9 protein-coding genes are annotated in these 13191 nt (G+C 61.9%); all 9 read right to left on the reverse strand.

Annotated elements, in window-relative coordinates:
• Positions 1-4: 4 nt before the first annotated feature.
• The 9 genes from pstA to C84B14_RS03270 all read right to left on the reverse strand — a co-directional run bounded on the left by pstA (position 5) and on the right by C84B14_RS03270 (position 13168).
• Positions 5-1174 carry a phosphate ABC transporter permease PstA gene (gene pstA, locus C84B14_RS03230; RefSeq protein ID WP_353221834.1) on the reverse strand — a complete coding sequence of 390 codons (1170 nt, stop codon included), beginning with the start codon at positions 1172-1174 and terminating at the stop codon, positions 5-7.
• A 19-nt stretch (positions 1175-1193) separates the two neighbouring features.
• Complete coding sequence (gene pstC / locus C84B14_RS03235; protein WP_348766873.1) at positions 1194-2423, reverse strand: phosphate ABC transporter permease subunit PstC; 1230 nt, start codon at positions 2421-2423, stop codon at positions 1194-1196.
• A 107-nt stretch (positions 2424-2530) separates the two neighbouring features.
• Positions 2531-3556 carry a PstS family phosphate ABC transporter substrate-binding protein gene (locus C84B14_RS03240; protein WP_348766872.1) on the reverse strand — a complete coding sequence of 342 codons (1026 nt, stop codon included), beginning with the start codon at positions 3554-3556 and terminating at the stop codon, positions 2531-2533.
• A 131-nt stretch (positions 3557-3687) separates the two neighbouring features.
• A complete protein-coding gene (locus tag C84B14_RS03245; protein ID WP_353221835.1) occupies positions 3688-5346 on the reverse strand; it encodes a choice-of-anchor I family protein in 1659 nt (552 codons plus the stop codon).
• Positions 5347-5450: 104 nt separating this feature from the next.
• Positions 5451-6716 (reverse strand): porin, encoded by a 1266-nt coding sequence (locus C84B14_RS03250; RefSeq protein ID WP_348766870.1) that lies wholly within the window; start codon positions 6714-6716, stop codon positions 5451-5453.
• A gap of 279 nt (positions 6717-6995) precedes the next feature.
• Positions 6996-8324 carry a phosphate regulon sensor histidine kinase PhoR gene (gene phoR, locus C84B14_RS03255; protein WP_353221836.1) on the reverse strand — a complete coding sequence of 443 codons (1329 nt, stop codon included), beginning with the start codon at positions 8322-8324 and terminating at the stop codon, positions 6996-6998.
• A 260-nt stretch (positions 8325-8584) separates the two neighbouring features.
• Positions 8585-9280 (reverse strand): phosphate regulon transcriptional regulator PhoB, encoded by a 696-nt coding sequence (phoB, locus tag C84B14_RS03260; protein WP_348767944.1) that lies wholly within the window; start codon positions 9278-9280, stop codon positions 8585-8587.
• 87 nt (positions 9281-9367) lie between these two features.
• The gene (gene pepN / locus C84B14_RS03265) at positions 9368-11983 is read right to left on the reverse strand and encodes an aminopeptidase N (protein WP_353221837.1); all 2616 of its coding nucleotides are present in this window, start codon (positions 11981-11983) and stop codon (positions 9368-9370) included.
• Between the two features lie 63 nt (positions 11984-12046).
• The gene (locus tag C84B14_RS03270; RefSeq protein WP_348767967.1) at positions 12047-13168 is read right to left on the reverse strand and encodes a beta-ketoacyl-ACP synthase III; all 1122 of its coding nucleotides are present in this window, start codon (positions 13166-13168) and stop codon (positions 12047-12049) included.
• Positions 13169-13191 lie beyond the last annotated feature (23 nt).

Genomic DNA, 13191 nt, shown 5'->3' on the forward strand with positions numbered 1-13191 from the left:
ATGCCTACCAGCGACGCTCAAAACGGTTGCGCAGAATAACCGCCGTGGCATTGAGGGTGATCAAAAGAGTCAGCAGCACCAGAATGCCGGCCGCGGTCAGGCTCACGTAGGCGCCTTCCGGCATACCCGACCAGGTATAGATCTGAGCAGGCAGCACCGTGGCCGCCTCTGTCATGCTGGTCGGCGCATCCGGAATATAGGCAATCATGCCGATCAGCAGCAGCGGCGCCGTCTCTCCGATGGCCTGGGCTATACCGATGATGGTGCCGGTGAGAATGCCGGGCAGCGACAGCGGCAACACGTGGTCCCGAATCGCCTGCCAGCGGGACGCGCCAACTGCCTGCGCGCCCTGGCGAATATTCTGGGGCACCGCCTTGAGCGCCGCACGGGTGCTGATGATGATTACGGGCAGCGTCATCAACGACAGCGTCAGGCCACCCGCCAGCGCCGAGGAACGCGGCACGCCAAAGAAGTTGATGAATATGGCAAGGCCGAGCAGACCGAACAGAATGGACGGCACGGCGGCGAGATTGTTGATATTGATCTCGATGCCCTGCGTGAAGCGGTTGTCCGGCGCGAACTCCTCCAGATATATCGCGGTCGCCACCCCGATCGGGAAACTCACCACCAGCACCACGATCATCACATAGAACGATCCGACGAACGCCGACCACAGACCCGCATTGGACGGGATCTTCGAATCGCCGGAAAAGAACAGGCCGCTGTTGAAGCCATAGCTGACCCGCCCTTCCGACTCGAGTCGATCGAGCGTGGCCTTGAGCTCGGGATCGAGCCGATCGCTATATCCCTTACGGTACTGATCCACGTGCGCGGTCGCCGTCAGCCAGCGCGTCTGGGTGGTATTCATCAGGTCGGGATTGGCCTCGACCTGACGCGGAATGGTGCGATAGAAGGCCCGCGAAATCAGCGGCGAGACTTCTTCCGGTACCGATTCGTTGGTGAACTTGACCGTATCTTCGTTGTACGTGACGTCGACCTTGATTTCGGTCTGCACGAACGCCGAATACCCCTGTCGGATCATGTCGGAGAAAAACACCACGAGAAACGCCAGGGCCAGCAGCAGCGCGGCGATGCAATAGGCCTTGAAGCGTTTTTCCGCACGGTAGCGTTTCTTGAGCTGGCGGGAAGGCGCCAGCGTGATGCCTTGACTCATAATCGAATGCCCTTTAGCGCTATTCGTAGGACTGGCGGAACTTGCGAATGATGATGATGGAGACCAGGTTCAGCGTCAGAGTGACCACGAACAGCACCAGGCCCAGCGCGAACGCGGCCAGGGTTTCGGGGCTGTCGAAGGCCTGATCGCCGGTGAGCGCATCGACGATACGCACCGTCACCGTGGTCATATCTTCGAGCGGGTTCCAGGTCAGGTTCGGGCGCAGCCCGGCTGCCATGACCACGATCATGGTTTCGCCGAGCGCGCGGGATATACCCAGCAGCGACGCGGCCATGATGCCGGGGAACGCCGCCGGCAGAATGATCTGCTTGATCGTCTCAGACTTGGTGGAGCCGAGCGCATAGGCGCCTTCGCGCAGACTGTTGGGGATGGAATTGATCACATCGTCCGACAGCGAGGAAATAAAGGGAATGATCATGATGCCCATGACCATCCCGGGCGCGAGCGCGTTGGTATACGACGCGTGCAGACCGAAGAAATCGGCTACTTCAACCACCAGCGGGCTGACCGTAATCGCGGCGAAGAAGCCGTAAACCACCGTCGGGATGCCGGCCAGGATTTCCAGCACCGGCTTGGCCAAGGTGCGAACCCGATAGCTGGCGTATTCGGACATGTAGATGGCCGACAGCAGCCCGACCGGGATCGCCACCGACATGGCTACCAGGGTGATCATGAAGGTGCCGGCAAACAGCGGCACGGAGCCGAACTGGGAGTCGGCCGTTTCCTGCCCGGGGCGGAACGTCGCCACGGGCGACCAGTTGGTGCCGGTCACAAATTCCCAGACGCTGACCTGGCTGAAAAACTTCAGCGCCTCGAAAAGAATCGAAATGATGATGCCGAACGTGGTGAGAATCGACACCAGCGAGGCGGAAAAAAGGGTCCAGTAGACGAACTTCTCGATGGCGTTGCGCGCGCGCAGCGTCGGTTCGACCTTGCGCATCGCCAGCATCAGCCCCACCGCCGCGCCGAACAAGGCGAACGAGAGAACGAAAGGCGCCGACGGGACCTGCAGCCCGAACAGGGCCGCTGCGGCTGCCACGACGCCGATCGCCAGCGCGGGCAGTGCCATCCAGGTGGCGACATACACGCCGTACTGGGATGGCAGCGAATGCATGCGACTGCCGGAGGCATCCGACATCAGCGCCTTGCGGCGCCCCAGGGCAAACGCTACGGCGGCCATGGGCACGAGACCACCGAAGAAGACGAGCAGTACTTGGCTGGTTTCCAAAACGCGTTCCTAGGCTTGAAAGCGAGTGCGGCGGGCCGCCATGTTAATCGAGATGGCGCCGGCACGCCGCAGAGCGACATGAACCGGCGCCGCTTATAATCGAACGTTTAGCTTTCGAGGTCCGATGCCTTCAGCTTGGCACGGGATTCCCATTCGCTACGCTCGGATTTCAGACGCTTCTCGGGCAGCGGGATGAGGCCGAGATTCTTCAGATAACCGCGATCGCTGGCCATCTGATCGGACAGGAACATGTCGACGTACTGTTCCATGCCCTTGACCTGGTCGACGTGCGCGTTCTTGGTGTAGAAGAACAGCGAACGCGAAACCGGGTACTCGCCCGAGGAGATCAGGTCGCGCTCGGGTTCGACGCCGTCGATCTTGGCGCCCTGGATCTTGTCGCGGTTTTCTTCCAGGTAGGAGAAACCGAAGATGCCGAAGGCGTCCTTGTTCTGGGCCAGCTTCTGCACGATCAGGTTGTCGTTCTCGCCGGAGGGTACGTACTTGCCGTCCTGGCGGATGGTCGTGTAGGCCTCGTCGTAGCCGTCGATGTTCTCGGAGCCGTGCTCCATGACCAGCTCTTCGAAGGCATCACGCGTGCCCGAGGAGGTCGGCGGGCCGTAGATGAGGATTTCGCGATCCGGCAGCGACGAATCGATATCGCTCCACTTGTTGTACGGATTGTCGACCAGCTTGCCGTTCTTCGGCACTTTGGCAGCGACCGCCAGGGTGATCTGCTCGCGGGTCAGGTCGATCGCGTCGTCGGCCTTGCTCTGTGCGAACACGATACCGTCGAAGCCCACCACGTTCTCGGTGATGTCCTTGACGCCGTTCTTCTGGCACATCTCGAACTCGGACGGCTTCATGCGACGCGATGCGTTGGTGATGTCCGGCGTATCGGCGCCCACACCACCACAGAACAGCTTCATGCCGCCGCCCGAACCCGTGGACTCGACGACCGGCGTACGGATGTCGGTGGTCGCGCCGAGCTCTTCGGCCACGTAGGACGAGAACGGATAGACCGTGGACGAACCCACGATACGAATCTGATCGGCGGCCTGGGCGGCGCCGGCCGCGGCGAGCAGGCCCGCAGCGATACCCGCTGCGCCCAGCGTGTTTTGAAAACGAAGTTTCATCAATGTCTCCCGGATGAAATATTTCAGGCCAGCGGTTCTGACCTGCGGTGAGTGTGGGAGCAAACTTTGAACAGGGTATTGCCGATCCATGACAGATTTATGACAACACCCTGTAGCTCCCATCACGACGCTTATTCGAGGTCCAGACGGTAGAGCGTGGTCGATCCGCTTACCTCGTTGCCCACGGCCAGCAACGGCACGCCCGCCAGCGGGCTGCTGTCTGCGGCAATGAACACGATGCTTTCAGGCCCCAGATCGCCCGCTGCCAGGGCACCGCTGTTCGTATCCATATCGACGGTCACGTCGCGGGCGTTGGTATAGCTGACATAGACCGGCGCATCGACGTCGGTGATGTCGTAGACAACGAAGCCGCCCATGCGCTCCAGGCCGATGAACGCATAGCGCCGGCCGTCTATCACGCCATAGGCTATGGCTTCCGGTTCGGGGCCCTTGTTGTCCGACCGCGAATCGCCGTCGTTCTCGCTGTTGTCGTTGTTGAACTCGTCGCCGTAGCGCTCACCGGTAATACGCTCGAAATCGTCACCGGAGTCGTAGACCAGCTCGGCACTATCGGCACGCCGGATCGAGAACGAACGAGCGCCATAGGCATAGAGCGCGTCATAAACCGGATCGCCGTTGGCATCGCTTTCCCCGCTTCGGCCCAGGGTCGTCGTCACCTTCAGATCGCCCAGCTGGGCATCATCCTGTAACGCGGCGGCGTTCGGGAACGCGTCCGGATCAAGCACCAGGTCCTTCACGTCGGCTTCTTCGCTGAAGCCGTCATAGTCGCGCGCATCGCCCTCGTTGGCGGTCAACAGATAGGTGGTGCCACCCTCGCTGAAAGCCGCGATCGTATCCGGCTGATACATGCCCAACACCGGTACGGTTCGGATATTCAGACCGTCCTCGTTGCTCGGATCAATACCCTGACCGACGACGCTGTGGTCCTTATAGCCCAGCGGCAGCACGTCGGTAATTTCCATGGCCTGCAGGTCGATCACCGCGATCGCGTTGTTTTCCTGAAGGCTGGCATAGGCGTGTTCACCATCGGGCGCGACCGCGATGTACTCGGGCTCGAAATCCTGCGCCGCCGTGGCACCGGGCCCGAAAATACGCACGCCGGCGGCGCGCAGCGCATCCGCCTGGTCGTTGAAGGCGGTAAAGCCCAGCGTATCCACCGTCGGCGCGGTGAAGCCGGCGCTAACGTCGATGACGCTGATCGAGCCTTCCGGGTCGTTGTCGTAATCGTCGTTAGGCTCGCCTTCGTTGGCCACGAGTACACGCGTGCCGTCAGGCGTGAACGTGACCATATCCGGCAGCGCGCCGACCTGCGCCTCGCCGAGTTTTTCCAGACCGGTGCCCGAATAGAACACGACCTTGCCCGGCGCCTGGGCATCTTCGGCTTCGATGGCCACGGCGACCGTGCCCTGGTAGACGGCCACGCTGTTGGCCGAATCGCCTTCTGCGGTGGCATCGATCTGGCCCATGCGCATGAGGCTGCCGCTGCTGTCGATCGCGAGCACGTCGACCGTTTTCGCATTCGAATTGACCACGTACAGACGCTGTGTCGTCTCATCGTAGGTCACGATCTCGGCCGCGCCCTCATCGAATACGTCATCCAGGAACGACTCGCCGGTTGCCGGCTGCACCTGGTAACGCCCGACCTGGTTCACGGTGAGCGTACGCGCCGGGTTGCTGTCCACTTTGTCGACAGACCCATCGTCATCACTGCAACCACTCAGCCCGACCACAGCCGCGGCGATTGAAAGGCATACCACTGAATACTTCATTTCCCGATCCCCACGAAAGTTAAATGGTTAAAAAAAAAGACCCCGGTCTAGCCGGGGTCATGATCAAAGGGAGCAATCCGCTTTTTATTCTCTGGGGAGCTTTATTACAGGACCTGTTGGAACTGCAGGAACAGCGTGTTCTGGTCCTCGCCGATATCGGCGGCATTGATGACCTGACCGTTGGCATCGTTGGCGTAGAGCACGTCCCGACCGATTTCGTAGGTCAGCTGGATCTTGGCGTCGTGCTTGTTGAAGAAGTAGTTCAAGCCCGCCGAGTAACGCTTGTCCATATCGTCGGAGATGATGTTGCCGGCGCTGTCGCGATAGCCATCGTCGAGATCCAGAGCCGAGAAGCCGGCGGTGAACTCGAGCTTGCTGGGCACGATCATGTAACCGGCCTTGACCATATAGGTCATGAACTTGGCGTCGCCGTCGTTGTTGACGAAGCCGATGCCGTTGAAGTCGGTGCTACCGGCGGCACCCGCGACGAAATCTCGCGTTTCGTTGGTGACTTCGCCATTGGTGTACTGCACCGCCGCGTCGGCCGAGAAGTAACCGCTACGGAACGCCGCATCAAGACCCAGGCCGGTGACGCTGTCGTACTCGCCTTCCGGGCTGTCGCCGGCGTCGAAATCGCTAAACGCGACGTCGTCGTCGTTTTCCCAGTAGAAGGCGTTCAGGCCCATGCCGAACTTGGTTTCTTCGCCGAAGGCGCCCTGCGCAAGCTTGAAGCTGCCCATCGGCGTGAAGTCGATACGGCCGGCGAACAACTTGCCGAAGTAATCGGGATCGCTGCTCACGCGGGATTCGAAATCGACCTTGTCGAGGTCGCTTTCCAGGCCGGCGTTGAACACGCCCGCAGCCACCTGAAATACGTCGCTCGGCGCGGCGGTGTAGAGGATACCGATCTGACGATCCGGCACACCGAAGTTGTGGTCACCCACCACCGTGCGCTCGACGAACTGCTGGCGCTTGGAAGATGTGAGCAGTTCCCGCGAGTACGGCACGTTCATGTTACCGATCTGGATCTCGCCGGCCGGCAGCCCGGAATAGTTGATGAAGGCGTCCTTGACTTCCGGATCGTCCGACACGCCGCCGAAGTCGACCTGCCAGATACCGTAAATGTCCTTGGTCAGTGTGCCTTCGATATAGAAGCGCATGCGACGCAGAAAGAAGTCGTCGCCCGAGTCGCTGCCCTGGCCTTCGCTGTCGGCGTCCACCAGACGGTACTGCGGTTGCAGACGGCCGCCGATTTCCAGCGACTTGTCGCCTTCCTCATACAAGGTAATGCCGGCCGAAGCGAGCATGGGCATGGCGGTCACGGCCGCGCCGGCGAGCACGCCCATGGCGCGCAGTTGAAAACGGTTCATCAGTAGGTCTCCCTGGATTGTGTCTCGGCTTGTGCAGCCGCGGGAGAAGCTACCGAACGCTTGTGACAGCCAGATAACGGCGTTGTGACAAAAATATGACAGCCATCGATCATTGCCACAGGCGCGTTTCGAAACGATCGCTCGGCCCGGTTACAGCGCGAGGTCGTCGGATGCGCAGGGGTTGCCTTTAGCGTCGCCGGCGGCTCTGACGAGCGGTTCTCGCAGCAGTTGCAGAACCGCTTAGGCGCATGCGTTCAAAGCCACGGGCAGGCGTGTCTTTCAGGCCGCTTTTCGCTCGAGCACGCGCTGTACCGGGAATCGGCAGGTAAAGGTCGACCCCACGCCGGGCTCGCTGTCGATATGGAGCTCGGCTTCGTGATGCTCGAGACAGTGCTTGACGATCGCAAGGCCCAGTCCGGTGCCTCCACTGCTGGCCTGGCGGCCAGGGTCGACGCGATAGAAGCGCTCGGTCAGCCTTGGCAGGTGACTCGCCTCGATACCGGGGCCGTTATCGGTAACCGAGAAACAGGCGGCATCCTCATCGCGCCACCAGCGCACGTGAATCGTGCCGGCATCGCCGGTGGTGTAGCGCACCGCGTTCGACAAAAGATTGGAGAACACGCTCTCCAGTTCGCCTGGCCGGCCATAGAGATCGAGACCGGGTTCGATATCGAGTGCGATCTCGTGCGTGGTGCTGTTCGCGCGCCGGATATCGTCTACAAGCGAATGAATCATCTTCGGTATGTCGATGCGCTCCTGGCGCTGCTGGAGGCCCTCGCTTTCCAGCCGCGCGAGTTTGAGCAGGCTTTCGATGATCCGGTTCATGCGCCGCGACTGCTCGCCCATCTCCCGGATCGGCGCCTGCCAGCCGGCCAGCGCGCCGTCGTTGGACGTCTCTTCTTCCATCATTTCCAGATAACCACGCAGCACGGTCAAAGGCGTACGCAGTTCATGGGAGGCATTGGCAACGAAGTCACGGCGGGTATGTTCGAGGCGTTTCTGCTCGCTGATATCACGTGCGATCAGCAGGCGCTGGTTGTTGCCATAGGGAATTAGGCGCAGCAGCAGGGTATCCGCTTCATTGACCGGCGACGGCACCTCGAGTTCGCCGATGTGCTCGGCCTTGATCAGATGACTCGACACCCGTGGGTGGCGCAGTAGATTGGCCAGGCGCTGGCCCAGATCCTGTGGGCTGCGCAGTGCCATGAGCGCGCCGGCCGACTCATTGAACCAGACGATACGTCCCTGCGAGTCCAACACCACAGCGCCGTCCGGCAACGCCGCGGTCGACGCCTGAAACTCGTGAACGATGCTTTTGAGGCGCTTTTTGCGTTTGCGGTTACGCTGCTTGAGCCGATAGAGCTCGGTATAGATTTCCTGCCAGACGCCCATGCCCTCGGACGGCTCGATGCGATCCGAGGTCAGCCACCGATGCAGCTGATAGGCATAGGTCAGATGCACGGCGAGATAGGCGCTCACGCCGAACAGCAGGGCCAACACTGCATAACCGACCATAAGACCGGTCAGCGTACACAGCGCGAGCCACAGCGCGACCACAACCAGCTCGCGACGCCATGTTCGCGCGGTGCCTGCCGACGGCATGCTCATAGACGGGCTCGCGGCGTAAACACGAGTCTAGCGCCTGTTAAGGCGAAGGAAATCGTCGCGCCGCGCTCTATTTTTTTGCAAGACAAGGCGCAGTACGCGTTGTGTAGCGAAGCGTCACGAGCGCGCTGCAACGCCAGATTGCCAAAATATGGAGCGCGTCCCGTCGAGTTGCGCCCAAAATCCTGCAATGCGGCGTTGCCCGACTTGTCTGGCACGATTTTTAGCAGCAGCGCGGCGATCGGCATGAGGGTTAACAGGCTCTAGATGGCCTTGCTCGAGAATCGATAACCGCTGCCTCGCACGGTCTGGATGAAGTGGTCGAAACCGAAGGGCGCCAACGCCTTGCGCAGCCGTCGGATATGCACATCCACGGTGCGTTCTTCGACAAACACGTTCTGGCCCCACACCCGGTCGAGCATCTGCTCTCGCGTATATACGCGCTCGGGGTTGCTCATGAAGAAGCGCAGCAGCCGGTATTCCGTGGGACCGAGCTTGACCGGCGAATCACCGGCGGCCACGCGCTGGCTGGCCGCGTCCAGAATCAGCCCGTCCAGTTCCAGCGTTTCATCTTCGCCGCCGGGCAGGCTGCGGCGCAGGACTGCGCGCACGCGGGCGACCAGTTCGGAAGAGGAGAACGGCTTGGTAATGTAGTCGTCGGCGCCGAGGTTGAGCCCGCGTACTCGGTCGTCGGCATCGACACGCGCGGTGACCATGATCACCGGCAGCTGGGCGGTCAGCTCGTCGCGCCGCAGTTCGCGGGCGAACTCCGCCCCCGAGACACCGGGCAGCATCCAGTCGAGCAAAACGAGGTCCGGCCGCCGCTCGGCCATGGCAAGTCGTGCTGCCTGCGCATCTTCTGCTTCACTGACGGCGAAATCGGCCCGCTCCAGAGCGAAGCGAATCATGTCGCGGATCGGCGCTTCGTCCTCGACGATCAGAACATGCTTGTGCTGCATTACGTTGGGTCTCATGGATTACGACGCCGTAACGCTAGGCACTCAATATTACAGCAATATGACGGCGCGGACCGCACGCCCGGCACCTCAGCCCGCTTCGGCGTATTCGAGCCCGGTCGCCACGATCTCGCGGCTGTTGTGTGACAAGTCGGCCGCAGCGATACGCGCGAGCGCGGCGCGCATGCCCTCGGCTTGAGCCGGCACATGACGGGCCCAGTTCGTCAGCATGCCCGCCAGCGCGGCGGCCAGCTGGGGATTGAGCCCGTCCAGACGCAGTATTTCATCGGCGATCAGCGCATATCCGGCGCCATCGGCGCGATGGAAACCGACCCGATTGCCGCGTACGAAACCGCCCAGCAGCGCCCGGATACGATTCGGATTGGTGAAATCGAAGCGGCTGTCGGCCAACAGCCCACGCACATGCTCAACGCTGTCGTCGCGGCGCGTGGTGGCCTGTAGCCGCAGCCATTTATCCATGACCAGCGGGTACTCGGCCCACTGTCCGGCGAAATCCGTCAGCACACGGTCGCGCTCGGGCGATTGCAGATCGCGCAGCGTCTCCAGCGCGGCCATGCGATCGGTCATGTTGTCGGCGCTCTCATACAGCCGGGCCGCGCGGGCCGCGATCCCCGGGGCCTCGATGGCCGCCAGATAATCGAGCGCCAGCGCCAACACGCGCCGACGCCCGGCCTCGGCCACATCGAAGGCATAGGCCTGCTCGGCGGCATGCGTATCGGCGAGTGCTTCGAAGCGGGCCGCGAAGCGCGTGGCGATCGCCTGTTTGAGATCGCGACGCGCCGCGTCGATAGCGAATATGTCCATCGTATCGAACTGTTCACCCAGCATCGCCTCGCTGGGCAGGGTTAGCATTTCGGCAAGCAGCTCGAGATCGGCCGGCGGATGGTCGAGCAGCGTCTCGATCGCTTCGAACAGCAGCTCCGGGGCGGTCACCGCCGCCCCGCCCTCACGGCGCGACTCGACATCGGCGACCAGCGTTTTCAGATACAGCGCCTGGGCTGCATCCCAGCGGCAGACCGGGTCGCTGTCGTGGGCCATCAGCCGTGCCAGCGCCTGCTCGTGCTGGTCGTATTCCAGGCGTACCGGCGCAGTGAAGCCGCGCAGCGCCGATACCGTGGGCTCGTCGGCAAAACCGTCGAACGTCCAGGTTTTTTCGGCGTCGTTCAGGCGCAGCACCTCGGGTTCGCGCACGGCTGCGCCGGCGCTGTCGAACAGGGCGACTTCAACCGGGATATCGAACAGCGGCTTGTCGGCTTGGCCGGGCGTGGCCGGCGTATGCTGTGCCAACGTCAGCTGTAGCCGACCCTGGTCGAAAGACGTGGTCACGCGTACGCGCGGCGTGCCCGCCTGGGCGTACCAGTGCCGAAACTGGGCCAGGTCGAGGCCGGTGGATTCTTCCATGGCCACCACGAAATCCTCGATGGTCACGGCCTGGCCATCGTGCTTGTCCAGATAATGGCATACCGCGGCAATGAACGCCTCGCGCCCCGCCATCTGCGCGATCATGCGGATCACCTCGCCGCCCTTTTCATAGACGGTGATGGTGTAGAAGTTGTTCATTTCCACATAGGAGTCCGGGCGTACCGGGTGCGCACGCGGGCCGCCGTCCTCGGGAAACTGGATCTCGCGCATGGCGCGCACCTGGCGGATTCGGGTCACCCCCGGCGAGCCCTGATCGATGGCGAACTGATGCTCGCGATAGACCGTGAGGCCCTCCTTCAACGACAGCTGGAACCAGTCGCGGCAGGTCACGCGGTTGCCGGTGTAGTTATGGAAATATTCGTGGGCCACGACATCGCGCACGAGCGCGAAATCGCTGTCGGTGGCGGTATCGGCACGGGCGAATATGCAGGCCGTGTTGAACACGTTCAGGCCCTTGTTCTCCATGGCACCCATGTTGAAGCTGCCCACGGCCACGGTGACATAGCTGTCCAGGTCGTATTCCAGTCCGTAGGTATCTTCATCCCAGGCCATCGCCTGCTTGAGCGAAGCCATGGCGTGATGGCACTGATCCTCGTTGCCGTGCTCGGTATACAGCCGCAGATCCACCACGCGCCCGGAGGTGGTCGTATAGCTGTCGCGGATCATGCCCAGATCGCCTGCCACCATGGCGAACAGATAACAGGGCTTGGCGTAGGGGTCTTCGAACACGGCGTAGTGGCGCCCGTCATCCAGGCCGCCCTGCTGAACGCAGTTGCCGTTGGCCAGCAGTACCGGGTATTCGCCCGCATCGGCGCTGATACGGGTGGTATAGCGGGCCATCACGTCGGGCCGATCCGGGAAATAGGTGATTCGGGAAAAGCCGTTGGCCTCGCACTGGGTACACAGGATATCGCCGGACCGATAGAAGCCTTCCAGCGACAGGTTGTGTTCCGGGTCGATCGTATTCTCGACGGTGAGCGTGAACGCCGACGGCGGATTGGCGATGATCAACGCATCGTCGTGCAGGCGGTATTCGTCGGCCGCCAACGCCCGGCCGTCGATCGCTGCCGAGACGAAGCTCATATCGCGACCGTCCAGCCGCCATTGCGAGGCGTCTGGCGCATCGGGGTTGCGGCGTACCGAATACGTCGCACGCACCCGGGTGTGATCGCTGGCGATATCGAAATCCAGCTCAACCGTATCCACGAGATAGGCCGGCGGCTGGTAGTCCGCACGGTACTTGCGCTGCGTTTCGCCCGTCATAACAAGCTGCCTGCTGAGATTGTCAAAATGGTCGGCGGCGCGCTCCGCACCACGCGTGCCGCGCTATCGCTTGCGTGTGACCACGCTGCCCGCCGAATAACCGGCCCCGAAGCCGCACAGCACGCCCACATCGCCGGCGACCATATCGTCGGAAAACTTGTGGAAGACGATGACCGGCGAGGCCGAGCTGGTGTTGCCGTATTCCGCCAGCACCGACGGCATTTCCGCCTCGCTGGCCTCGCGACCGAGCACGCGCTTGCAGATAAGCGTGTTCATGTTGATGTTGGCCTGGTGCAGCCACAGGCGCTTGATATCGGCCGCCCCCAGCTCGAGCTCGTCCGCGTGCTCGACGATCATCTGGGCCACCATCGGCGCGACGTCCTTGAACACGCGACGTCCGTTCTGCACGAACAGCCGGTCCGCATCCGCGCGCGGCTCGATTTCGGCACGATTGAGGAAACCGAAATTGTTGCGGATATTGTTCGAGAACTCGGTCTTGAGCTTGGTGCCGAGCACGTCGAAGCCAAGCCCCGCGTCGACATCGTCGCCATGTTCGATAAGTGCGGCCGTGCAGACATCGCCAAAGATGAAATGGCTATCGCGATCGCGGAAGTTCAGGTGCGCCGAGCAGATTTCCGGATTGACCATGAGCACGGTCCGGGCGCTGCCGGACTTGATCATGTCGGCCGCGGTCTGAATGCCGAACGCGGCCGACGCACAGGCCACATTGATGTCGAACCCGAACTGGCCCGCACCCAGATACTTCTGTATCTCGACCGCGAGCGCCGGATAGGGGCGCGGCAGGTTCGAACAGGCCACCAGCACCGCGTCGATATCCTCCGGTCGCTTGCCGGCCTTTTCCAGACAGGGCTCGATGGCGGCCATGGCCATTTCGCACTGTAGCGACGGCTCGTCGTTGCCCCGGGTACGAATCCATGGGTGCATGACCTCAGGATCGAGGATGCCGCTCTTTTCGACCACATAGCGGCTCTTGATACCGGACGCCTTGTAGATGAAATCGGCGTTCGAAGGCGAAAGCGCCTCAAGCTCACCACGCTCGATAGCAGCCGCGTTGTCGCGATTGTAGTTCTCGACGTAGGCGTTGAAGGCGGTGACCAGTTCTTCGTTGGAAACCGACTCCGGCGGTGTATAGAGCCCGGAGGCCGAGATAACGACGTTGTTCACCTGTATTCCCCTTCCATGACCGA

It is taken from the genome of Salinisphaera sp. C84B14, from assembly GCF_040361435.1.
Taxonomy (GTDB): Bacteria; Pseudomonadota; Gammaproteobacteria; order Nevskiales; family Salinisphaeraceae; genus Salinisphaera.